At 68.1% G+C, this 22,801-nt stretch carries 24 protein-coding genes; 13 read left to right on the forward strand and 11 right to left on the reverse strand.

Features of this window, described 5'->3' with window-relative positions; translation table 11 throughout:
- Positions 1 to 107 precede the first annotated feature (107 nt).
- Positions 108 to 491: a septal ring lytic transglycosylase RlpA family protein gene (locus HJG44_RS08270; protein WP_171218207.1), complete on the forward strand. Its 384-nt coding sequence runs from the start codon at positions 108 to 110 to the stop codon at positions 489 to 491.
- 147 nt (positions 492 to 638) lie between these two features.
- Positions 639 to 1,070 carry a response regulator gene (locus tag HJG44_RS08275; RefSeq protein WP_171217861.1) on the forward strand — a complete coding sequence of 144 codons (432 nt, stop codon included), beginning with the start codon at positions 639 to 641 and terminating at the stop codon, positions 1,068 to 1,070.
- 4 nt (positions 1,071 to 1,074) lie between these two features.
- Here HJG44_RS08275 and metH read toward each other — a convergent pair whose 3' ends face one another.
- From metH to HJG44_RS08295, 4 genes are read right to left on the reverse strand one after another with little or no spacing between them, the layout of a single operon-like run.
- Positions 1,075 to 4,812 carry a methionine synthase gene (metH, locus tag HJG44_RS08280; RefSeq protein WP_171217862.1) on the reverse strand — a complete coding sequence of 1,246 codons (3,738 nt, stop codon included), beginning with the start codon at positions 4,810 to 4,812 and terminating at the stop codon, positions 1,075 to 1,077.
- A gap of 54 nt (positions 4,813 to 4,866) precedes the next feature.
- Positions 4,867 to 5,121, reverse strand: a complete 255-nt coding sequence (locus HJG44_RS08285; RefSeq protein WP_171217863.1) for a hypothetical protein — start codon at positions 5,119 to 5,121, stop codon at positions 4,867 to 4,869.
- A 16-nt stretch (positions 5,122 to 5,137) separates the two neighbouring features.
- Positions 5,138 to 6,055, reverse strand: a complete 918-nt coding sequence (gene metF / locus HJG44_RS08290) for a methylenetetrahydrofolate reductase [NAD(P)H] (RefSeq protein ID WP_171217864.1) — start codon at positions 6,053 to 6,055, stop codon at positions 5,138 to 5,140.
- Positions 6,055 to 7,083, reverse strand: a complete 1,029-nt coding sequence (locus HJG44_RS08295) for an ArsR/SmtB family transcription factor (protein ID WP_171217865.1) — start codon at positions 7,081 to 7,083, stop codon at positions 6,055 to 6,057. Before HJG44_RS08295 ends, metF begins: the two co-directional genes overlap by 1 nt.
- Before the next feature lie 65 nt (positions 7,084 to 7,148).
- Here HJG44_RS08295 and tsaA point away from each other — a divergent pair, with 65 nt between their 5' ends.
- Positions 7,149 to 7,631 (forward strand): tRNA (N6-threonylcarbamoyladenosine(37)-N6)-methyltransferase TrmO, encoded by a 483-nt coding sequence (gene tsaA, locus HJG44_RS08300; protein ID WP_171217866.1) that lies wholly within the window; start codon positions 7,149 to 7,151, stop codon positions 7,629 to 7,631.
- Here the strand turns inward: tsaA and HJG44_RS08305 are convergent, their stop codons facing one another.
- Positions 7,632 to 8,234 (reverse strand): DUF1345 domain-containing protein, encoded by a 603-nt coding sequence (locus HJG44_RS08305; protein ID WP_430395050.1) that lies wholly within the window; start codon positions 8,232 to 8,234, stop codon positions 7,632 to 7,634. It lies immediately after the preceding gene.
- A 289-nt stretch (positions 8,235 to 8,523) separates the two neighbouring features.
- Here HJG44_RS08305 and HJG44_RS08310 point away from each other — a divergent pair, with 289 nt between their 5' ends.
- The 8 genes from HJG44_RS08310 (at position 8,524) to HJG44_RS08345 (ending at position 14,704) form a co-directional block, all read left to right on the forward strand.
- Positions 8,524 to 9,324 (forward strand): FAD binding domain-containing protein, encoded by an 801-nt coding sequence (locus HJG44_RS08310; protein ID WP_171217868.1) that lies wholly within the window; start codon positions 8,524 to 8,526, stop codon positions 9,322 to 9,324.
- A 106-nt stretch (positions 9,325 to 9,430) separates the two neighbouring features.
- A complete protein-coding gene (locus HJG44_RS08315) occupies positions 9,431 to 10,354 on the forward strand; it encodes an AAA family ATPase (protein WP_171217869.1) in 924 nt (307 codons plus the stop codon).
- A 7-nt stretch (positions 10,355 to 10,361) separates the two neighbouring features.
- Positions 10,362 to 11,594 carry a vWA domain-containing protein gene (locus tag HJG44_RS08320; RefSeq protein ID WP_171217870.1) on the forward strand — a complete coding sequence of 411 codons (1,233 nt, stop codon included), beginning with the start codon at positions 10,362 to 10,364 and terminating at the stop codon, positions 11,592 to 11,594.
- Positions 11,591 to 11,920, forward strand: a complete 330-nt coding sequence (locus HJG44_RS08325) for a YnfA family protein (protein ID WP_171217871.1) — start codon at positions 11,591 to 11,593, stop codon at positions 11,918 to 11,920. Before HJG44_RS08320 ends, HJG44_RS08325 begins: the two co-directional genes overlap by 4 nt.
- A 9-nt stretch (positions 11,921 to 11,929) precedes the next feature.
- On the forward strand, positions 11,930 to 12,253 hold the full coding sequence (locus tag HJG44_RS08330) for an XdhC family protein (protein WP_171217872.1): 324 nt from the start codon (positions 11,930 to 11,932) through the stop codon (positions 12,251 to 12,253).
- Positions 12,254 to 12,259: 6 nt separating this feature from the next.
- Entirely contained in the window at positions 12,260 to 12,955 is a 696-nt protein-coding gene (locus tag HJG44_RS08335; protein WP_171217873.1) for an XdhC family protein, read from the forward strand.
- Positions 12,952 to 13,971 carry a molybdopterin-binding domain-containing protein gene (locus HJG44_RS08340; RefSeq protein ID WP_171217874.1) on the forward strand — a complete coding sequence of 340 codons (1,020 nt, stop codon included), beginning with the start codon at positions 12,952 to 12,954 and terminating at the stop codon, positions 13,969 to 13,971. The genes HJG44_RS08335 and HJG44_RS08340 overlap by 4 nt, the downstream gene beginning before the upstream one ends.
- A 118-nt stretch (positions 13,972 to 14,089) precedes the next feature.
- Positions 14,090 to 14,704, forward strand: a complete 615-nt coding sequence (locus HJG44_RS08345; RefSeq protein ID WP_171217875.1) for a nucleotidyltransferase family protein — start codon at positions 14,090 to 14,092, stop codon at positions 14,702 to 14,704.
- On the opposite strand, the gene trhA is transcribed toward HJG44_RS08345, so the two are convergent.
- The 4 genes from trhA to HJG44_RS08370 form a co-directional block, all read right to left on the reverse strand.
- Complete coding sequence (gene trhA, locus HJG44_RS08350) at positions 14,662 to 15,336, reverse strand: PAQR family membrane homeostasis protein TrhA (RefSeq protein ID WP_171217876.1); 675 nt, start codon at positions 15,334 to 15,336, stop codon at positions 14,662 to 14,664. The genes HJG44_RS08345 and trhA overlap by 43 nt on opposite strands.
- Positions 15,337 to 15,594 (reverse strand): CopG family antitoxin, encoded by a 258-nt coding sequence (locus HJG44_RS08355; protein ID WP_171217877.1) that lies wholly within the window; start codon positions 15,592 to 15,594, stop codon positions 15,337 to 15,339.
- Positions 15,595 to 15,894: 300 nt separating this feature from the next.
- Positions 15,895 to 18,291, reverse strand: a complete 2,397-nt coding sequence (locus HJG44_RS08365) for a xanthine dehydrogenase family protein molybdopterin-binding subunit (RefSeq protein ID WP_171217878.1) — start codon at positions 18,289 to 18,291, stop codon at positions 15,895 to 15,897.
- A gap of 104 nt (positions 18,292 to 18,395) precedes the next feature.
- Positions 18,396 to 18,890 carry a (2Fe-2S)-binding protein gene (locus tag HJG44_RS08370; protein WP_171217879.1) on the reverse strand — a complete coding sequence of 165 codons (495 nt, stop codon included), beginning with the start codon at positions 18,888 to 18,890 and terminating at the stop codon, positions 18,396 to 18,398.
- A 231-nt stretch (positions 18,891 to 19,121) separates the two neighbouring features.
- On the opposite strand from HJG44_RS08370, the gene msrB reads away from it, so the two are divergent.
- Positions 19,122 to 19,652, forward strand: a complete 531-nt coding sequence (msrB, locus tag HJG44_RS08375; RefSeq protein ID WP_171217880.1) for a peptide-methionine (R)-S-oxide reductase MsrB — start codon at positions 19,122 to 19,124, stop codon at positions 19,650 to 19,652.
- 102 nt (positions 19,653 to 19,754) lie between these two features.
- Complete coding sequence (purU, locus tag HJG44_RS08380) at positions 19,755 to 20,618, forward strand: formyltetrahydrofolate deformylase (protein ID WP_171217881.1); 864 nt, start codon at positions 19,755 to 19,757, stop codon at positions 20,616 to 20,618.
- Positions 20,619 to 20,677: 59 nt separating this feature from the next.
- On the opposite strand, the gene HJG44_RS08385 is transcribed toward purU, so the two are convergent.
- Both HJG44_RS08385 and HJG44_RS08390 read right to left on the reverse strand, forming a co-directional pair.
- Complete coding sequence (locus tag HJG44_RS08385; protein WP_171217882.1) at positions 20,678 to 21,325, reverse strand: DUF4142 domain-containing protein; 648 nt, start codon at positions 21,323 to 21,325, stop codon at positions 20,678 to 20,680.
- 123 nt (positions 21,326 to 21,448) lie between these two features.
- Positions 21,449 to 21,943: a hypothetical protein gene (locus HJG44_RS08390; RefSeq protein ID WP_171217883.1), complete on the reverse strand. Its 495-nt coding sequence runs from the start codon at positions 21,941 to 21,943 to the stop codon at positions 21,449 to 21,451.
- Positions 21,944 to 22,801: the final 858 nt, after the last annotated feature.

The raw sequence follows: 22,801 nt of genomic DNA on the forward strand, positions 1-22,801 counted from the left end.
TCCAATCTTGATCCTCCGCGCCCTCCGAAACAACGAAGGACGTGGTGTTGAAGAAGGTTGATTTGCTTGTTGCCTGCTCGGTAACTTTTGCTACGGTCGGTACGATGATGGCTTCAGATGCCGAGGCCGGGTATAGGAAGAAGAGACACACCATCCACAGAAGGCCGGCCGTCGAGGCGCGGCACGACGCCCATGTTAGGGATGGGGGTACCCTCCAGAGCGGGATGGCGAGCTGGTACGGGCCCGGCTTTCATGGCCGCAAGACCGCCAGCGGAGAACGCTTCAACACGAACGACCTCACGGCCGCACATCGCTTTCTGCCGTTCGGCACGCGGGTGAAGGTCGTGAACCAAGCGACCGGACGCTCGGTCGTGGTGCGCATCAACGACCGGGGCCCCTTCCACCGTGGCCGCGTCATCGACCTGTCGCGCGCCTCGGCGGCCGCGATCGGAATGGGGGGCACCACTCGCGTGCAGCTCGTCGCGCTCTGACCGGTACCGGCCGGCCCGCCATTCCAGGCCGGTCCGCTCGCAGCGGGCTGCTTAGGATCGGTCCCGGGGGGATTGCCCTGGGCCGGCCATCCCGGATACTGGGGGTAGTATGAGCGACGACCCGAACCCTACGGGAACCCGCGTGCGATGAGAACCGAGCCTGCCTTGCGGGTGAGCGGGGGCACCCTGCACGCCTCGCCGCCTGGAGCCTCCATCGACCTCGGAGCACGGACGGTTCTCGTCGTCGAGGACGAGGCGCTTATCCGGGAGATGATCGTCGGAGAACTCGATGAAGCCGGTTTCATCGTCCTTGAAGCGGGCTCGGCCGAGGAGGCGATCGAGATCCTCGACCGGTATCTCGTCGGCATCCTCTTCACGGATATCCGCATGCCCGGCCGCATGGACGGCTGGGCCCTCGCGGAAGAGGCGCACCGGCGCAACCCGGCGCTGAAGGTGCTCTACACGACGGGCTACAGCGAGGAACGTCCGCGACGCGTCCCGAACAGCCTGTACATCGCCAAGCCGTACCGGCCGTCGGAAGTGATCGCCGCGATCGCACGGCTCGCGGGCGACTCGTGAACAGCTACTCGGCGGCCTCGAGCCGGTAGGCAGCTGGATCGTAGTTCAGGATCGGCGAGAGCCAGCGCTCGACCTCGACGACGCTCATTCCCTTGCGGGCCGCATAATCCTCGACCTGGTCGCGCTCGACCTTCGCCACCCCGAAATAATGCGCCTCGGGATGCGCGATGTAGAGGCCCGAGACGGAGGAGCCCGGCCACATCGCGAAGCTTTCCGTCAGCTTCACGCCGATGCGGCGCTCGGCCTGGAGGAGATCGAACAGCGTCGCCTTCTCGGTATGATCGGGCTGCGCAGGATAGCCCGGCGCCGGTCGGATGCCCCGGTACTCCTCCCGGATCAGGTCTTCGAAGGATAGGTTCTCGTCGGGCGCATAGCCCCAGAATTCCCGCCTGACGCGCTCGTGCATGCGTTCGGCGAAGGCCTCCGCAATGCGGTCGGCGAGCGCCTTGACCAGGATCGAGCGGTAGTCGTCGTTGGCGCGCTCGAACCGCTCCGCGATCCGGCCCTCCTCGATCCCTGCCGTCACCACGAAGGCGCCGACATAGTCGCCGACCGTCCCCTCGCGGGCCACGAAGTCGGAGACGCAGAGGTTCGGCCGGCCGTCCCGGCGCTGAAGCTGCTGGCGCAGGCCGTGCAGGGTCGCGAGCGTCTCGCTCCGGCTCTCGCCCGTGTAGAGGCGGATGTCGTCGCCGACGGCATTCGCAGGCCAGAAGCCGATCACCGCCTTGGGGTTGAACCAGCGCTCCGTGACGATGCGGGAGAGCATGCCCTGCGCGTCCTCGTAGAGCTGGCGCGCCGACGCCCCCTGCTCCTCGTCTTCCAGGATCGCCGGAAAGCGACCCTTCAGGTCCCAGGTCTGGAAGAAGGGCGTCCAGTCGATATAGGGCACGAGTTCGCCGACATCGTAGGTCCGGAACACGCGCGTGCCCATGAAGCTCGGCCTAGTCGGCCGGTATGCGGACCAGTCGATCTTCGGGCGGTTGGCGCGTGCCGTCGCGATCGGCACGCGCTGCTTGTCCGCTTCGGAGCGGGCATGCGCCTCGGCGACCTTGCGATACTCGGCCCGGACGTTGTCGATATACGAGACCTTCTGGTCGTCCGAGAGCAGCGCCGAGACAACCCCGACGGCCCGGCTCGCGTCGTTCACGTGGACCGCCTGCCCGGCCTTGTAGTTCGGGTGGATCTTCACCGCGGTATGGACCCTGCTCGTCGTCGCCCCGCCGATGAGGAGCGGGATGTCGAAGCCTTCCCGCTCCATCTCGGCCGCGACATGGGCCATCTCGTCGAGCGATGGCGTGATGAGGCCGGAGAGGCCGACGATGTCGACCTTCTCGGCCTTGGCCGTGTCAAGGATCTTCTGCGCCGGCACCATCACGCCGAGGTCGATGACCTCGTAATTGTTGCACTGGAGGACGACGCCGACGATGTTCTTGCCGATGTCGTGGACGTCCCCCTTCACGGTGGCCATCAGCACCTTGCCGGCCGCAGAGGATTGCGACAGCCCGGTCTCCTCCTTCTCCTTCTCCATGAAGGGCATCAGATAGGCAACGGCCTGCTTCATCACGCGGGCGGATTTCACCACCTGCGGCAGGAACATCTTACCCGCACCAAAGAGGTCGCCGACGACGTTCATGCCGCTCATCAGCGGCCCCTCGATCACGTGGAGCGGCCGCGCAACGGATAGGCGCGCTTCCTCGACGTCCTCCGCGATGAAATCCGTGATGCCGTTGACCAGCGCGTGCTCGAGCCGCTTCTCGACCGGCCATTCGCGCCAGGCGAGGTCCTGCACCTTCGCCTGACCGGAGCCGCCCGATTTGAAACGCTCCGCCGCCTCGAGCAGGCGCTCGGTCGCGTCCGGACGACGGTTGAGGACGACATCCTCGCAGAGCTCGCGCAGCTCCGGATCGATGTTCTCGTAGACGGCGAGTTGGCCGGCATTGACGATGCCCATATCCATGCCGGCCTGGATCGCGTGGTACAGGAACACGGCGTGCATCGCCTCCCGCACCGGCTCGTTGCCGCGGAAGGAGAAGGAGAGGTTCGACACGCCACCCGAGATATGGACGTGTGGAAGCGTCCTCGTAATCTCGCGCGTCGCCTCGATGAAGTCGACGCCGTAGTTGTTGTGTTCCTCGATGCCTGTCGCGACGGCGAAGATGTTCGGGTCGAAGATGATGTCCTCGGGCGGGAAGCCGACCTCGTCGACGAGGATCCGGTAGGCGCGCGTGCAGATCTCCACCTTGCGCGCCTTCGTGTCGGCCTGACCCTGCTCGTCGAAGGCCATGACGACCACGGCTGCGCCGTAATCGCGGCAGATCCGGGCCTCGGCCTTGAACTTCTCGACACCCTCCTTCATCGAGATCGAGTTCACGATGGGCTTGCCCTGAACGCATTTCAGGCCTGCCTCGATGATGTGGAACTTCGAGGAGTCGATCATCACCGGGACGCGGGCGATGTCTGGCTCGGCCGCCACGAGGTTCAGGAACTCGACCATAGCCTTCTCGGAATCGAGCAGGCCCTCGTCCATGTTGACGTCGATCACCTGGGCGCCGCCCGCCACCTGGTCGCGTGCGACGTCGAGCGCCGCCGCGTAGTCGCCGTTGGTGATCAGCTTCCTGAACTTGGCGGAGCCAGTGACGTTCGTGCGCTCGCCGACATTCACGAAGGGGATCTCCCTCGTGAGCGTGAACGGCTCGAGGCCGGAGAGCCTCATCGCGGGCTCGAAGCTCGGGACGAGACGCGGCGCCACGCCCGCGACCGCCTCCGCGATCGCCCGGATATGGGCTGGCGTCGTGCCACAGCAGCCGCCGACGACATTGACCAGGCCGGCTTCGGCGAACTCGCGAATGAAGCCCGCCGTGGCGTCCGGACTCTCGTCGTAGAGGCCGAACTCGTTCGGCAGCCCGGCATTCGGATAGGCGCAGACGAGCGTATCGGCGACGCGCCCGATCTCCTGGATATGGGCCCGCATCTCGCGCGCGCCTAGGGCGCAGTTCAAGCCGACCGTCAGCGGGTTCGCATGCCGGATCGAGTGCCAGAATGCGGTCGGCGTCTGGCCGGAGAGCGTGCGGCCGGACAGGTCCGTGATCGTGCCCGAGATCATGATCGGCAGCGTCGCGCCGATCTCCTCGAAGACGCGCCGGCAGGCCACGATCGCGGCCTTGGCGTTCAGCGTATCGAAGATCGTTTCGATGAGGATCAGGTCCGCCCCGCCTTCGATAAGGCCCCGCACCTGTTCCTCGTAGGCTTCGCGCACCTCGTCGAAGGTGACGGCCCGGAAGCCCGGATTGTTCACGTCCGGCGAGATGGAGAGCGTGCGGTTGGTCGGGCCGAGCGCGCCGGCGACGAAGCGGCGGCGGCCGTCCTTGGCCTGCGCGAGATCGGCCGCCTGCCGGGCGAGGCGCGCGCCCTCGACATTGAGGTCGTGAACGGCGCTTTCGAGCCCGTAATCGGCCTGGGCGATGCGGGTGGACGAGAAGGTGTTCGTCTCGACGATGTCCGCCCCGGCCAGGAAATAGGCGAGGTGGATGTCGCGCACGGCATCGGGTTGGGTCAGAATCAGAAGGTCGTTGTTTCCCTTCTGGTCGTGCGGATGGTCGCGAAAGCGCTCGCCCCGGAAATCGCCTTCCGAGAGCTTGAGCGCCTGGATCTCGGTTCCCATCGCGCCGTCCAGCACGAGGATGCGCTCGCGCGCGGCATCGCGGATCGCCTGAGCGATGTCGTGTTCAGGATGAAGCTTCACGTTGTGACTCCGCGGGCTCAGGCCCGCTTTTCGAGCGCATCGAGGTTATCGGGATCAGCCATCTCGCGCCTCGAGCTCCGCCAGGCGCCGTTCGACCTCTGCGAGGCGATGCTCGTACTTCACCTCGGCGTAGCGCTTTGCGATCAGCGTCCGCGCTTCAGGAAGATCAAGGCGCGCAAGTTCGGGCGCCGGCAAATCGAGAGCTCCAACCGCATTCAGTCGACGCGCATGGGCTTCAGCCCGCAGCTTCAGCTCCGCCCGAAAGCTCTCGATCTCGGCAATCAGCTCGGCCCGGATGTCGTCGTCCATGGTGGCCCCTCCTATGCTACGCGGCCGCTCGCGCGGGTTCCGGGGCCGCTTGCGCCCGGAGACCCAGCAAGTGGCAGATCGCGAAGACGAGATCCGCGCGGTTCATGGTGTAGAAGTGGAAATCGGTCACGCCGCGATCGACCAGGTCGAGCACCTGCTCGGCCGCGACGGCGGCGGCGATGAGCTTTCGCGTCTCGACGTCGTTCTCCAGCCCCTCGAAGCGTGCGGCGAGCCAATCGGGCACACTAGCGCCCGTCCGGGCCGCGAAGTTCGCGGCCTGCTTGAAGTTCTGCACGGGCAGGATGCCCGGCACGATCGGAATGTCGATCCCACGCGCCCGGACCCGGTCGAGATAGCGCAGATAGAGGTCGTTATCGAAGAAGAACTGCGTGATGGCGCGCGTCGCGCCGCAATCGACCTTGGCCTTGAGTGCATCGATATCCGCCTCAAGCGAGGCCGCCTCTGGGTGCTTCTCCGGATAGGCCGAGACGGAGACCTCGAAATCGCCGATGCGGCGGATTCCCGCCACCAGGTCGCAGGTCTGCTCGTAGCCGCCGGGGTGGACCTGGTAGCGCGTCCCCGGGCCGCTCACCGGATCGCCGCGCAGCGCCACGATGTGGCGTACCCCGGCGGCCCAATAGGAGCGCACGACGTCATCCACCTCGTCCTTGGTCGCCGCCACGCAGGTGAGATGGGCCGCCGGCCTGAGGCTCGTCTCGGTCACGAGGCGTGCGAGCGTGTTGTGGGTCCGCTCGCGCGTCGACCCGCCGGCGCCATAGGTAACCGAGACGAAGCTCGGGCGAAGCGGTGCGAGCCGCTCGATCGCCGACCAGAGCGAAGCTTCCATCTCGGCCGTCTTCGGCGGGAAGAACTCGAACGAGACCTTCACCGGCCTCGTCGAATGGCGGCTCGGGCGGAAGGCGAGCGCGGACATCAGGCCACCTCTTTGGCGTCGGCCGCGAGCGGCCAGTCGGACACGGCCCGGCAATCCTCGCCGAGCCAGATGGAAACGGTGAGCTTGTCGGCGCCTCCGCCCGCCGGCGGAGGCAGGTCGCGGACGAGAGCGGGAGCCAGCCCGGCTTCCTCCATCCATCCCGCCATCTGGGCAGGCGTGAAGCCGAGGCGGCGATGACCTTCCGTGTCGCGCAGAAACTCGAGCCTGTGCGGCGCGAAATCCACGATGAGAAGGCGTCCCCCCGGCGCGAGCAGCCGGGCCGCCTGAGCGACCGCGCGGGCCGGATCGTCGAGGTAGTGCAGCACCTGGTGGATGATGACCAGGTCGAAGCTCTCCCGCACGAGCGGAGGTGCGTAGATGTCGCCCTGCCTGAGCTCCACACCGGCGAGTCCCGCCCGCTCCAGATTCGCGCGGGCGACCGAGAGCATCGCGTGGCTCGCATCCAGCCCGACGACGCGCGCCGCCCTCGGCCCGAGGAGCTGGAGCATCCGGCCCGTGCCGGTCCCGAGATCGAGGAGCGACCGGATGTGTTTGGGGCCGACTGCATCGAGGATAGCCGCCTCGACCGCCTCCTCGGCGGCATGGAGGGAGCGGAGCGTATCCCAACGTGGCGCCAGCCGGGCGAAGAAGCTCTGGGCGGCCACCGCGCGCTGCTCGCGGACGGTGGCCAGGCGCTCGCGGTCCTGCGAAAGCTGGGCATCCGCGGGATCGAGAGCCTCCAGGATCGGCCGGAGCAGAAACGCCGTTTCCGGGCGCTCGGCCAGCCGGAAGAAGGCCCAGGCTCCTTCGCGGTGCCGCTCCAGCAGGCCCGCCTCGACGAGCAGCTTGAGATGCCGCGAGATGCGCGGCTGCGACTGGCCGAGGATGTCGGTGAGATCCGAGACGGAGAGCTCGCCCTCCGCCAGGAGCGCGAGGATGCGGATGCGGGTATCCTCGGCAGCGGCGCGCAGCGCGCCGAGCGCGCTGTCAAGTCTGAGCCGGCGGGGCGGAATGCTCTGAGGAGACATAAAGATATGTTTATATCTAATCCAGATCCTCGGCAAGCGGTCGGCCGCGGAGCATGCGCCGGGCGATGAGGGACGAGCTTCGCCCGGGCGAGAGACCATTGGCGCTGCCTTCCGGCTTCGACGCCGGGCTCTACTTCATCGGCCGGATCCGGACACCCTGGCGGGACCGGTCGGAGTGCCCGAAGAACGCCAGGGGCTCGGACGCGGTCTGCACCGTGGAGGTCGAGCCGCGCTACGCCGAGGCGCTGACCGGAGTGGAAGCGGCCTCGCATCTCATCCTGCTCTATTGGATGGACAGGGCGCGGCGCGATCTCGCGATCCAGGTGCCGCGTCATCACGAGCGGCCGCGCGGCACATTCTCGGTCCGTTCGCCCGTCCGGCCGAACCCGGTCGCGCTCTCGGTCGTGCAGCTGATCGGCCGGGACGGAACGAGCCTGAAGGTGGTCGGGCTCGACTGCCTGGACGGCACGCCCCTCCTCGACATCAAGCCCTACCTGCCCTCCGTCGATTCGCGGCCGGAGGCGATGATGGCTCCCCCTGCCCTATGATCAGAGCAGGCTCGCCCCGACATTGATGGCGAGGGCCAGGATCGTCGTGTTGAAGAGGAACGACAGGATCGTGTGGGCGAGCACGAAGCGGCGCATGCGAGGCGCCTCGATCACCACGTCGGAGGTCTGGGAGGCGGCGCCGAGATTGAAGGAGAAATAGAGGAAGTCCCAATAGTCTGGTCTGTGCTCGCCGGGAAACCTGAGCCCCTGGCGATCGTCCGCCCCTGCGTAGTAGTCATGGGCATAGTGCAGCGCGAAGGTCGTGTGCACGAACAGCCAAGACAGGAGGATCGTGCCGGCGGCGAGGGCAAGGCGCGGCGGCGCCCTTCCCTCCTGCAAATCCTTCACGCTGTGGAGTTCGACGCCGATCGCGACGAAGCTGGCGATCGCCGCTATCATCGTGAGCGCCAGCACGATCACCGCACCGACATCCTCCTTGTCGGCACGGCGCTGCAGGTCGGCGTGGCTCGAGAGCGCCATCATCGACCAGACGAGCATGACGTGAAGTCCGACGCCGATGTCGTAGGCCATCAGGATTCTCGTCGAGGTTCGAAGCTCGGGAAGGAAGCAGCCGGCAAGGACAGCCGCCCCGATCGCCGCCATCAGCCGCGGCCGGCCGGTGAAGATCCGGAGCGCTCGCCGGAGCTGCCCGTGCGAACGGGAAGGCCGCGCGGCTGCGTTCGTCATCCGCTGTCACTCGCTCCCGACGCGCCATGCAGCCGGCTCTCGCACCTTTCCTGCGGAGGCATGGGAGCCGTCAATCGGCCCCTCGCGGCAGAGGACCATGAGCGCTGTCACCTCGTATGGCGAACGGCAGCGCCTCTGGAGCGCGGCCTGCGATCATGGCATGCTGCGGGTTATCCGGGGCGCCGCGTCACGGGCGGGAGGAGCGATGTACGCTTTCGAATATCTGAAGCCGACGAGCCTCAAGGAAGCCAAGGCCATGCTGGCCGAGCATCCCGACGGCAAGTTCCTGTCCGGCGGACATACGCTTCTTCCTGCCATGAAGCTGCGCCTGGCCGGCCCGGCCGCCCTGATCGATCTCTCGGGCGTCGAGGGCATGCGGGGGATCGAGCGCAAGGGCGACACCCTGGTGATCGGCGCCTTCATGAAGCACCGCGAGGTGGCCGGTTCGGACGTGGTCAAGGCCGCCATCCCGACGCTCGCCGAGATGGTCGGCACGATCGGCGATCCGGCCGTGCGCCACCGGGGCACGATCGGCGGCTCGATCGCCAACAACGATCCCTCGGCCGATTACGCGGCCGCCGCGATGGCGCTTGCTGCGACGATCGTGACCGATTCCCGTCGCATCCCGGCCGACGAGTTCTTCACCGGTCTCTTCTCCACCGCCCTGGAGGACGGGGAGATCGTGACCGCGGTCGAGTTCCCGATCCCGAGGCGGATGGGCTACCAGAAGTTCCGCAATCCCGCCTCGCGCTACGCGCTGTGCGGAGTGGCGGTGGCCGAAACCGCGGCGGGCGAGGTCCGCGTCGCAGTGATCGGGGCGGGCGCGGACGGCGTGTTCCGCATGGCCGAGATGGAGAACGCGCTGAAGGGGAACTTCTCGCCCGACGCGATCAAGGACATCAAGGTCCCGACCGACGGCATGGCGTCGGACATCCACGCCGACCAGGAATACCGGGCGCATCTCGTGGGCGTCATGGCCCGCCGCGCGGTCGCCGCGGCGAAATAGGCCTGCCGGCCTTGTCCTGGCCGGGCTTGACCCGGCCATTCCGACCTGTGAGGCGGAGGCATCTCTCCGACCGGGATGCCCGGGACGAGTCCGGGCATGACAGCGGATGAGTGATCGCGCCTCCCTCCCCTCCTCGATCGACGACACGCTCACGGTTCTCGAACGCGGCGGCTACGTGGCCGACCGCGCGCTCGCCACCGTCCTCTTCCTGGCGCTCAGGCTGAAGCGCCCGCTTTTCCTCGAAGGCGAGGCGGGGGTCGGCAAGACGGAGATCGCCAAGGTCCTCTCGCATGTGCTCGGGCGGAAGCTCATCCGGCTGCAATGCTACGAGGGGCTGGACGTGGCTTCCGCGGTCTACGAGTGGAACTACGCCGGGCAGATGATGGCGATCCGGCTCGCGGAGGCGGGCGGCAGCGTCGACCGCGCCACGCTCGAATCCGATCTCTTCTCCGAGCGGTACCTGGTGCGCCGTCCGCTCCTCGATGCGCTGGAGCCGCACGAGGGCGGCCCGCCGGTCCTCCTCATCGACGAGCTCGACCGGACCGACGAGGCCTTCGAGGCGTATCTCCTGGAGATCCTGTCCGACTTCCAGGTCACGGTGCCGGAACTCGGCACCGTGCGGGCGGCCGAACCGCCGATCGTCGTCATCACGTCCAACCGCACCCGCGAGATCCACGATGCGCTGAAGCGGCGGTGCCTCTACCATTGGGTCGATTACCCGGACGCGGCGCGCGAGCTCGCGATCCTACATGCCCGCGTTCCGAACGCGCCCGAACGGCTGTCCCGCGAGATCGTCGCCTTCGTGGGCAAGCTCCGCGGCAAGGAGCTGTTCAAGGCGCCCGGCGTCGCCGAGACCCTCGACTGGGCCCAAGCCCTGATCGAGCTCGACACGGTCGCGCTCGATCCGGACATCGTCGCCGATACGCTCGGCGTGCTGCTGAAGTACCAGGACGACATCCAGCGCATGCAGAGCTCCGAGATCCGCAAGGTCATCGACGACCTGCGCGCGGAGCTGGCATCCGCCCGTTGAGGGCTGGATGAGGGGAGTGAGGGTGGAGGCTATCGCCCCCGGCGGCCGGATGGCCGAGAACGTCGCGCATTTCGGGCGCGCGCTTCGGGCGGCCGGCCTGCCCGTCGGCCCGCGCGACGTGGTCGCCGCGATCGAGGCGGTCGAGGCGGCCGGCCTCGGCGGGCGGCAGGATCTCTACTGGACCCTGCACGCCGTCTTCGTGACACGGCACGAGCAGAGTCCCGTCTTCGATGCCGCCTTCCGGGTGTTCTGGCGCCGGCGCGGTCTCGTCGAGAAGCTGATCGCCGAGATGTCGCCGGTCGCCCCGGCGGAGAAGCGTACGGACAAGCCGAAGCCGGGCGAAACGCGGGTGATGGAGGCGATCCGCCCCCAAGGACGCGCGGTCCCGGAGGAACGGCAGGAGCGCGAGGTCTCGGCCAGGCTCACCGCATCCGACCGCGACGTCGTCCGTTCCAAGGACTTCGCCCAGATGAGCGCGGCCGAGATCGCGAAGGCGAAGCGGCTGATCGAGGCGCTGCTTCTACCGGAGGATCGCCGCCGCACCCGCCGCCACACGGCCGACCCGCGCGGACGCGTCGTCGACCTTCGCCGCACGCTGCGTCGCTCGCTCCGGACGGGAGGCCACTCGATCGACCTCGCCTTCCGGTCGCCGGCCGAGCGCCCGCCGCCGCTCGTCGCCCTCGTCGATATCTCCGGCTCCATGGCCGAGTATTCCCGGCTGTTCCTCCACTTCCTCCATGCGCTCACGGAGAAGCGGCGGCGGGTCCATTCCTTCGTCTTCGCCACCCGGCTTACCAACATCTCCCGCGAACTCGCCCATCGCGACCCGGACGACGCGCTCGCCCGGGCCTCCGCCCGGGTGAAGGACTGGGAGGGCGGCACGCGGATCGCGCCCGCCCTGCATGAGTTCAACCGGCTCTGGTCCCGCCGCGTCCTCGGCCAGGGCGCGGTCGTGATGCTCTTCACCGACGGACTGGAACGGGAGGTCGGCGACGACCTCGCCTTCGAGATGGACCGGCTTCACCGGTCCTGCGGGCGCCTGATCTGGCTGAACCCGCTACTGCGCTTCGACGCGTTCCAGGCGCGGGCCGGCGGGATCCGGGCGATGCTGCCGCATGTCGACGAGTTCAGGCCCATCCACAATCTGGGCTCGATGGAGGGGCTGGTGCGGGCGCTCGGCCGCGAACGCGAACGCGCGGCCGACCCCGCCCGCTGGCTCCGCGCCGCAGCGGCTGCATGATCCGCACGATCGCGATCTACGGGACCGCGGCGCTCGCCGAGATCGCAGGCTGTTTCTCGGTCTGGGCGGTGCTCCGCCTTTCGGCGCCCTCCTGGTGGCTCCTGCCCGGCTTTGCGGCGCTCGCAGCCTTCGCCTATCTCCTGACCCTGGTCGAGGCCGACGCGGCAGGTCGCGCCTTCGCCGCTTACGGGGGCGTCTACATCGCGGCCTCGCTTATCTGGCTGCGGACCGTCGAGGGTTTCGCGCCCGACCGCTGGGACCTCATCGGTGCGGGCCTCTCGCTCGCGGGCGCCGCGATCATTATCTTCGGACCAAGACCTGCCTGAGGTTTGCCCATGCTCTCCAGCGACAGCGATATCCTGAACGAGGCCGAGGCCTGGAAGCGGGCCGGGCGCGAGGTGGCGCTTGCGACCGTGGTCGAGACCTGGGGCTCGGCGCCCCGCCCGGTCGGCAGCCATCTCGTGATCGACGGAGACGGCAACTTCCTCGGCTCCGTCTCGGGGGGCTGCGTCGAGGGCGACGTCATCACGGAAGCCATGGACGTGATCGGCGACGGCAAGCCTCGCATGCTCGAATTCGGGGTGGCGGACGAGACCGCCTGGCGCGCCGGCCTCTCCTGCGGCGGCCGGATCAAAGTCTATGTGGAGAAGGTCGCGTAGCCGCTCATGGATCTCTCGCTCCTCTCGGCGCTGAACGCCGAGCGCGCGGCGCGCCGTGCTGCGATCCTGGTCACCGACGTCGCAACCGGCGAGGCGCGGCTTGTCCGGGAGTACGAGGCCGCCTCCGACCCGCTCGCCCAGGAACTCGCCGAGCGCTTCCGCACCGGCAGGAGCGGGACGATCGAGGTCGACGGCAGAAGCTTCTTCCTGACCGTGCAGATGCCGCCCGTGCGGCTCGTCGCGATCGGCGCGGTCCATATCAGCCAGGCGCTCGCCCCTATGGCGAAGGGGCTCGATCTCGACGTGACGATCGTCGATCCCCGTACGGCCTTCGCCACGCCGGAGCGCTTCCCGGACGTGCCTGTGCTCGCCGAATGGCCGTCCGAGGCTTTGCCGAAGCTCGGCGGGCTCGACCGCTACACGGCCCTGGCCTGCCTGACGCACGATCCCAAGATCGACGACCCGGCTCTTGAGGCGGCACTCCGCGCGGAGTGCTTCTATATCGGCGCGCTCGGCTCGCGCCGGACGCATGCCAAGCGCGTCGAGCGGCTCCAGGCGGCCGGGTTCGGCGAGGCCGATATCGCCCGTATCCATGCGCCGATCGGGCTCGATATCGGGGCCGTATCGCCGGCCGAGATCGCGGTCTCGATCCTGGCCGAGCTCGTCTCCGAGCTCAGGCGCGACCGGCGCCGCACGCCGTGAAGTTCGGACCCGTCCCGGTCGAAGAGGCGGCCGGCTCGATCTCCGCCCACAGCCTGAGACTGCCCGGACTGGTGATCCGGAAAGGAGCGACGATCTCGGCCGAACAGGCCGCCGCGCTGAAGGCCGCCGGGCATGCCACGGTCGTCGCGGTCCGCCTCGATCCGGACGACATCGGCGAGGATGCGGCTGCGCTGCGGCTGGCGGAAGCCGTCGCCGGCGAGAACCTGCGCGTCGAGCGCCCTTTCACCGGACGCGCGAATCTCTATGCCGCGCGCGCCGGGGTGCTCACCGTCGACGTGCCGGCGGTCGACCGCATCAATGCCGTGGACGAGAGCGTCACGCTCGCGACCCTCCAGGCCTACAAGCCCGTGGTCGAGGGCGAGATGGTCGGGACGGTGAAAATCATCCCCTATGCGGTTCCGGGCCGGGTTCTCGACGCGGCGCTCCGGGCAGCGTCGCCCGGCGCGATCGATGTCGCGCCCTATCGGCTGACCAAGGTCGGCGCGATCTCGACGATGCTGCCGGGGCTGAAGCCGAGCGTCGTCGTGAAGACCCTGGGCGCGCTGCGGAATCGGCTCGCGCCGGCCGGCGCGACGGTGGTGGCGGAAGCGTCGACCCCGCATGCGGCCGAGCCGCTGGCCGAGGAGCTGCGGCGCCAGATCGGGAGCGATGCCGAGATGGTGGTCGTGTTCGGCGCCTCGGCCATCGCCGACCGGGCCGACGTGATCCCCTCCGCCATCGAGGCGGCAGGCGGTGCCGTCGAGCATTTCGGCATGCCGGTCGATCCCGGCAACCTCCTCCTCATCGGCCGCATCGGCGAGAAGCCCGTCATCGGCGCACCCGGCTGCGCACGCTCCCCCAAGGAGAACGGCTTCGACTGGGTGCTGCAGCGGCTTCTCGCCGGGATCCCGGTCACTCGGGCGGACATCACGAAGCTCGGTGTCGGGGGGCTTCTCATGGAGATCGTCTCGCGCGGCCAGCCACGGGAAGGCGGCGAGAGGGAGGAGGAGGCGTGAGTCGCCTGTCATTCCGGGTCGGCGCAACGTGCCGGGCCTGGAACCCGCGGAGGGGCTCCGGATCGACGTCGCGGGTTCCGGATTCCGCTTGGCGGCCTCGGAATGACGGCCCGTCTGGATGAGCGTCGCGGCGATCGTTTTAGCTGCGGGACGCGGCACCCGGTTCGGCGAAAGCCCGAAACTGCTCGCCGAGCTCGACGGCAAACCTCTCGTCCGACACGCCGTCGAGGCGGCGCTCTTGGCAGGATTTCCGACCCTCGTGGTCGTCGGCCATCGCGAATCGGAGATCCGCGCCGTCTTGGCCGACCTTCCGGTCACCTTCGTCCCGAACGCCGCCTACGCGGAGGGGCTTTCGACCTCGCTGAAGGCCGGCTTCGCGGCGCTGCCGCCAGACGCCGCAGCGGCCCTCGTGCTCCTCGGGGACATGCCGAAGGTTACACCTCTCCTCCTCCGGGAGTTGGCGGAAACCTGGGAGAGGTCGGGTCGCCCCAGCGCGGCCGTCCCGGTTGCGGCCGGACGGCGCGGCAATCCTGTCCTTCTCTCCGCGGCGCTCGCCGGCGAGATCGCGGGGCTCACCGGGGACAGAGGCGCCGGACCGCTGCTCCGGCGTCTTCCCGACGTGGTGGAACTCCCGGCCGAATCCGACGCCACCACGCTCGACGTCGATACGCGGGAAGCGCTCGCGCGCCTTCAGGCTTGCGCGAACACGACCCCGTCCAGCACAGCCGAATAGAACAGGATGCTCGCGACGAGCACGAAGGCGTGCCAGACCGCGTTCTGGAATCGAAGCCCATCCCAGACGTGGAAGATCACACCCGCAATGTAGACGGTCCCGCCGGCCACCATCAGCCAGACGGTCGAGGGCGGCAGAGCCGACGAGACCGTGTTCCAGGCGAGCCCGCCTGAGAGCCCCAGCAGGATGCAGAGCACGATCGACAGCCGATCGAACCGGCCAGGAAGCGCGATTTTCAGGACCGCACCGGCGATCGCGACGGCCCACACCCCGAACAGCAGCGCGTAGCGGTCGAAGCCATGGGGAAAGCGGGTGATGAAGGGCGTGTAGGTCGCAGCTATCAGGACGTAGATCAGGGCGTGGTCGAAGCGGCGCAGGAGCCACTTCGTCCGGGAAACGGGCCAGAGATTGTACGCCGCCGAGACCGACAGCAGCGCAACAAGCCCCACGGCGTAGACCGTCACGGCCGCGAGTTGCGCCCAGCCCGCGAACACGGCGGCAAGGATGATGATCGCAACCCCGCCGATCACGCCGAAGGCGATGCCGATCCCATGCACGACCGCGTCGGCGATCATCTCCGCCCGGGTATAGTCCCAGGTGAGGTGAAGCGGGCGTCCGTCGTGGTCGATCATCTAGCAGTGCGTGTCCTCGACGGCTTCTTCGAGCGCTCGCTCGATGAAGTAATCCGGCGACACACCCTGCTGGTCGGCGCGCTTCCTGACCTTCTCCAGCAGGTCGTCGGGCACGAAGGTGTTCGGCGCGGGCCGCACAAACTTGATGGGCGCTACAACGAATTCAGAAAGGTCATACTCCGTCAGGTCCGCCGTGGCGACGAACTCCTCAGCTTCCTCGTCGGTCGCGAAATCCGGAATCTTCCTTTTGGAGTGCATCGACCTCTGACCTGTGCATGTAGCGTGCGCTGATCGGCCTGATCAGCATCATGCCCTGCCTATGACGCCGCGTGAAGACGACGAAGATGTGACGTCCCTCCGCGGTCGCGGCGAAACCCTGCAGCGTTCCTCGCGTCCGGAATGAATATGGTCACGCCGCCTTCGCAGACGAGGGCTGTGCAGCACTTCCTCGATCTCTTGGAGGGAGACGCCGTGCTTCATGCATTTCGCGATGTTGCCGGCGTCCCAGTCGAAACCGAGAGCCCCGTCGTCATCATACGTCAAGCGGCCCGGCGTGCCCTACTCCGCCGCCATCGGCATCCTGGCCCGCTGCGCGGCCCGCCAGACCACCGCCGGCGTCGCGGGCATCGTGACGTCCTCGTGCCCGAGCGCATCCGTGATCGCGTTGATGACCGCGGGCGGCGCGGCGATCGCGCCCGCTTCGCCGCAGCCCTTCATGCCGAGCGGGTTGGACGGAGCCGGCGTCACCGTCATGCCGACCTTGAGCGGCGGCAGGTCGGCGGCGCGCGGCATCGTGTAGTCCATGAAGCTCGCCGTCACGAGCTGGCCGTCCGCATCGTAGCGCGCACCTTCAAGGAGCGCCTGGCCCACGCCCTGGGCGATCCCGCCATGCACCTGGCCCTCGACGATCATCGGGTTGATGACATTGCCGAAATCGTCGACGGCCGTGAACCGCTCGATCGTCGTGACGCCCGTATCCGGGTCGATCTCCACCTCACAGACATGCACACCAGCCGGGAAGGTGAAGTTCGTCGGATCGTAGAACGCCCCTTCCTTCAGCCCGGGCTCGAGCTCCGCGCCATTGAACTTGTGCGCGATATAGGCCTGAAGCGCGGTGGAGGCGAAGTCGATCGCCTTGTCGGTGCCGGCAACGCCGAACTTGCCGTCCTTGAACTCGATGTCGTCCTCCGACGCCTCGAGCACATGCGCGGCGACCTTCTTGCCCTTGGCTATGACCTTGTCGAGCGCCTTCGAGATCGCGGACATGCCGACCGCACCGGAACGCGACCCATAGGTGCCCATCCCGAACTGCACCTTGTCCGTATCGCCATGCACGACCTTCACGGTCTCGATCGGCACCCCGAGTCTGTCGGAGACGAGCTGCGCGAAGGTGGTCTCGTGGCCCTGGCCGTGGCTATGCGAGCCGGTGAGCACCTCGATATTGCCGGTCGGGTTCACCCGCACCTCGGCCGATTCCCAGAGTCCGACGCCGGCCCCGAGCGAACCGACCGCCTGGGAGGGAGCGATGCCGCAGGCCTCGATATAGGCGGAATAGCCGAGCCCCCGGAGCTTGCCGCGCCGCTCGCTCTCGCTCTTCCGCGCTGGGAAGCCGGAGACGTCGGCGATCTGCAGCGCCTTCGTGAGAGCCGCGTCATAATCGCCCGCGTCGTACATCATGATCACGGGCGTCTGGTGCGGGAAGCTCTTGACGAAGTTCCGCCGCCGGAACTCGACCGGATCCATGCCGAGCTCGCGCGCGGTCACCTCGACCAAGCGCTCGACCACGAAGGTCGCCTCCGGCCGTCCCGCCCCCCGATAGGCGTCGACGGGTGCGGTGTTCGTGTAGACCGCGTCCACCTCCGCATAAATCGCAGGAATGGCGTACTGGCCGGACAGCAGCGTCGCGTAGAGATAGGTCGGCACCGACGACGCGAAGGTAGAGAGATATGCGCCCATATTGGCGATCGTCTTGACCCTGAGCCCGGTGATCCGGCCGTCCCCGTCGGTCGCGAGTTCGGCCCGGGTGACGTGGTCGCGCCCATGCGCGTCCGCGAGGAAGGCCTCCGTCCGGTCCGAGGTCCACTTCACCGGCCGCTTGAGCCGCCGAGCGGCCCAGAGGCAGACGACCTCCTCGGCGTAGATGAAGATCTTCGAGCCGAAGCCGCCGCCAACATCGGGGGCGACGACACGAAGCTTGTGCTCGGGCGCGAGGCCCACGAAGGCCGAGAGCACGAGCCGGGCCACATGCGGGTTCTGGCTGGTGACGTGGAGCGTGAAGGAATCCTCGCCGGGATCGTATTCTCCGATCGCGGCACGCGGCTCCATCGGGTTCGGGACGAGCCGGTTGTTGACGATGTCGAGCCTGGTGACATGGGCGGCCGATGCGAAGGCCGCTTCGGTCTTCGCCTTGTCGCCGAGCTCCCACTCGAAAACCGTGTTGCGCTCGATTCCCGCATGGACTTCGGGTGCCCCTGGCTTCTGGGCCTCGCCGGCGTCGACCACGGCAGGGAGCACCTCGTAGTCGACGCGGATCTTCTCTGCCGCGTCCTGTGCCTGCCGAAGCGTGGTCGCGATCACGACGGCGACATGGTCGCCGACATACCGCACGTAATCCTTGGCGAGCGCCGGATGTGCGCCGGCCTTCATGGGCGAGCCGTCCTTCGAGTGGATCATCCAGCCGCAGATTAGGCCGCCGACCTCGTCCTCGAGAAGATCGTCGGAGGTCGGCACGAACTTGCGCAGGTCCTTACCCGTATAGATCGCCTCGACGCCCGGCGCGCCTAGCGCCTCGGAGGTATCGATCGAGAGTATGCGGGCATGCGCGTGCGGGGAGCGAAGGAAGCAGGCGTAGAGCTGGCCGTCCCGGTTGATGTCGTCCGTATAGCGCCCGCGCCCGGTGATGAAGCGCTTGTCCTCAAGGCGCTGCACCCGCGCGCCGACGCCTGTTCCGGCCATTGTCTCCTCCGATCATCTCGTCCCCTCCTCTCCGGGAGGTTGGTTCGTACCTTGCGCACCCCGGACCCGATCCTCTCCCGATCGGGAGAGGGAACGCCACCGCGCTACTCGGCCGCCTGTTGCAGCGGCTGGCTGCCCATGGCACGGGCGCCGGCCCCGATCGCCTTCACGATATTGTGGTAGCCCGTGCAGCGGCAGAGATTGCCCTCGAGCTCCTCGCGGATGGTGTGGTCGTCGAGCTCGTGGCCAAGCCGGTTCACCATGTCCACGGCGGTCATGATCATGCCCGGCGTGCAGAAGCCGCATTGCAGCCCGTGATGCTCGCGGAAGGCCGCCTGCATCGGATGCAGCTCGGACCCCTTCGCAAGCCCCTCGATCGTGAGGATGTCGGCGCCCTCGCATTGCAGCGCGAGAACCGTGCAAGCCTTCACGGCCTCGCCGTCGAGATGGACGACGCAGGCGCCGCACTGGCTCGTATCGCAGCCGACATGCGTGCCGGTCAGCCGCAGGTTCTCGCGAAGGAACTGGACGAGCAGCGTGCGCGGGTCGACGTCAGCCGTGACCGCCTTGCCGTTCACCGTCATCGATACGGACGCCATGTGTCTCTCCCCAGAGCCGCCTGCGGCTTCCGGCCGGCTTCCGCACGGGCCCGGCTCTTGCGAACTGTTCCGATCCGACATTGCGGAGGCGGAGCGGCACGGTCAAGCCGCCTCGCCTGCAGACTTGGCCGACGATCGTCGCAGGGCTCGGGCCGAAGCCGGCCCGCTTGTCACGATGGCTGCCCGGCACCATCTTCGCTCCTCCCACCTGATCCCCGCCGGAGAGGCCTAATGAGCGTGCTCGACCTGTTCCGCCGCGAGAACCCGCCCGAGACGGACCGAAGCGCGGTCCCGGAGCGCTCGCCTTCCGGGTTCGATCTCCGTCCACCCTCGCCCAAGGAGCGCGCCCGGCTCGAGGCCGATCTCTCGCCCGAGGAGAAGCGCGTTCTTCTCCATCACGGCACCGAAGCCCCGTTCTGCGGCGGGCTGCTGAACAACAAGGAGAAGGGCGTCTATTGCTGCCGCGAATGCGGGCTGCCGCTCTTCAAGGCCGAAACCAAGTTCGAGAGCGGGACCGGCTGGCCGAGCTTCTATGCCCCTTTCGACCAAACCCATGTCCTCGCGATCGAGGACAGGAGCTACGGCATGGTGCGCATCGAGACGCGCTGCGCCCGCTGCGACAGCCACCAGGGCCATGTCTTCCCGGACGGGCCGGCGCCGACGCGCCTGCGCTACTGCATCAACTCGGTCTCCCTGGAATTCGTGCCCGACGGGCAGCCGCTCCGCGACCCGCTCGGGCGAGGCGACCGGATCACCGCCTGACCCGCGCGCGCATGACCGCCCGCGCAGCCGGCGCTTGACGGCAGCCTGCCGCGGCCGCACAGGGGCGCTCTCCCCTTCACCGTGCCCGAGGAGCGCCGCCCCGTGAGCGAGGCGACCACGTCCGTCCTGACTCTGTCCTGCCGCAACCGGCCCGGCATCGTGGCCGCCGTCTCGGCGCGGCTATTCGAGGCCGGCTACAACATCCTCGACGCCCAGCAGTTCGACGACGTCGAGACGGGCCTCTTCTTCATGCGCGTGGTGTTCAACCCGGCCGGCAGCGCCGCGCCGGGCGAGCTCAAGGCGGCGTTCGCCCGCGTCGCCGACGAATTCGGCATGACGTGGTCGCTGCGCGACGCCCAGGCGAAGCGGAGAGTCATGATCCTCGTCTCGCGCTTCGATCATTGCCTCGCCGACCTGCTCTACCGCTGGCGCATCGGTGAGCTGCCGGCGGAAATCACGGGGATCGTCGCCAACTATCCGCGCGAGACCTACGCGCATCTCGATTTCGGCGACATCGCCTTTCACTACCTGCCGGTCCGGCGCGACACGAAGATGGAGCAGGAGACCCAGATCTGGGATCTCGTCCGCCAGACGGGGACGGACCTCGTAGTGCTCGCCCGCTACATGCAGATCCTATCGGACGGTCTAGCGGCCAAGCTCGCCGGCCGCTGCATCAACATCCACCACTCGTTCCTGCCGGGCTTCAAGGGAGCGAAGCCCTATCATCAAGCGCACGAACGCGGCGTGAAGCTCATCGGCGCGACCGCCCATTACGTCACGAGCGACCTCGACGAGGGTCCGATCATCGAGCAGGACGTGGAGCGGATCAGCCACCGCGACACGCCGGAGGACCTGATCCGGAAAGGCCGCGATATCGAGCGGCGCGTGCTCGCCCGGGCGGTACGGAACCATCTCGAGGATCGCGTGCTCCTGAACGGGCGCAAGACGGTCGTCTTCACCGGCTGAGAAGCGAAAGGCCGCCGGATCGCGCCGGCGGCCTCGGCCGGAATGACCCGGCGCGCCCCTCAGCCCTGCGGGCCCTGCATCCGGGTAAGTTGCGCGATGTGCAGGCGAAGAAGCGGAAGCGCACCGCGCGCGACCCTGCGGAGCGCCGGATCGTCGCCGTTCTGCGCGTAACTGCTGTGGACGGCATAGGCCTCGTGATGGCCCATCAGCTGCGTCTGCACGAACAGCGCATCGTATTGCGGACCGGCCGCGGTGCTCTGGATGCGGGCAATCATGTCCGCCTTCTGGGCATCGCCGGTCATCGGAACCGGCTGGCCGCCGAGGCCGAGCAATGTCCCGGCAGCTCCGACCGCAGCGCCCGCCACCACGAAGGGCGCCGCAACGAGGCCGCCGACCACGCCGCCGGGAGGCGTGCCCGCGGCCGCGCCCGCCATCAGGCCGGAAGGCGTGTTCGCGGTCAGCTTGTCGGTCAGGTTCACCTGCTCCACGACCTCGGCCCGCGCAAACCTCTTTACGCGCGCATCCTGCGTCTTGGCGAAGGCATCGCGCGCCGTCTCCTCCAGGAGCATCCCGCCCTTTGCGGCCATAGCCAGATAGGTCGGGGCCGGGATGGCGCCTGGTGGCGGCGCCGGCTGCGCGACAGTGTGGGTGATGGCGAGCGGCGAGGTTGCGAGCATCAGGCCCGCGATGAACTGACGGCGATTCATTGTGGGATTTGCTCCGATCGACTGTGTCACGACACAGATGTTGCGTGACCAGCCAATCGTCGTCTTGGCCGCGAGTTCCCCCGGCCCAGTAGTTGCGAGCGCGCGTTCGAAAACGCACGCGCGTCAGCGCTCGTCTGCAACCGTGGCGGTCTTGTTGCGCGCTCCGGCGAGCGGCGCCGGGACAGGCGGAAGACCCGCCATGGCGCCGACCCGCTCCCGCTCGGCCTTGGACAGCCGCGAGCGGTCGAGCGACGTGAAGTCCTCCCGCGCATGTGGGCCGCGTCCGCTGCCTTCGAAGACCAGCACCTCGCCCGCGAGAACGACGATGTCGCCGCGCCTGAGGGTCGGGTCCTCCAGATACCAGTTCGGGTTCTTGGCGGGATCGAGATTGGCGGCCGGCACGGAGACCGGCTTCTCCTTGCGTATCACGCGGCGCTCGCGCCGCGGCTGATGCCGCCGCGGGCGGACGGTGACATCGAGCGCCTCGCCCTCGTCGTACCAGCCGCGCTGCCTCGGCTGGTATGCGCGCGGCGGCTCCGGATCGGCTCCGAAGATCGCTCCTATGGCATCGAAGAGGCTCGCCGCCTGGGCAGCGGGCGAAAGGCAGACCGACGCCATGAGCGCCGCTCCGTACCAGACCGCGCGTGAGCGCCGATACCTGTGCATGACCGCCCCGGACTCGCAGGCCCCGCATCCAGAACGTCGCTTGAAGCTTAGCCGTTCCGCAAGGTCAATGGCGCAGACCGGATGTGGTTTCCGCGCGCGTGCACCCTTCCCGCAGGCTTACGGACAGGGCATTCCAGCGCGAATACGCCTCCCCTCCCCATGCCCCGTCCGTTCGGGGTACCGCATCAAGAATGAGGCAACCTGTCGCGCCCGGCACCGTTCCGCCTGCGGACGGAGCAGCTTCGTTTCGGCCTCATGGGAGGAAAAGCGATGAGACACATGGCCCGGACCCTCGCCGCCCTCGGCCTGTCGTCGGTGCTAGCAGCCTCGGCACTCGCGCAGAACACTCAACGTAGCGGCACGACGGCCGGAGGGCCCGGAGCCTATGGCCGGCCCTGGGAACTGGCGCCGGGCCAGAAGCCGATCACGACAAGAGCCTCGCGCCGGAGCAGGCAGCGGACCGGCACCACCGCGGTAGGTCCCGGCGCCTACGGCAGGCCGGGCGAGCTGAGGCCTGGGGAGAAACCGCGGGTGACGCGCGCAACCGCGCCGCGCCTACGCCAGAAACCAGAATCCGTGCCGGCGGCCGGCGGCCCTGCCCGGCATCCCTGGTCAGATCAGACAGTGAACGGAAGCCGGGGTGGCGGCCCGCCGCCCTCAACCACGCAGTCATGGCGGCATCGTCCCAAACCACCGCGTCGGGCGGCGCATCAGAGCGGCACAACGATTCCGAGCAAGACGAGATCGTTGGTGCCCAGGAGAGGACTCGTATCGATCCCCTCCCAAGGTACTGATTTCGCTCTGCGGCTG

It is taken from the genome of Enterovirga aerilata, from assembly GCF_013044135.1.
In the GTDB taxonomy this organism is placed as follows: Bacteria; Pseudomonadota; Alphaproteobacteria; order Rhizobiales; family Beijerinckiaceae; genus Enterovirga; species Enterovirga aerilata.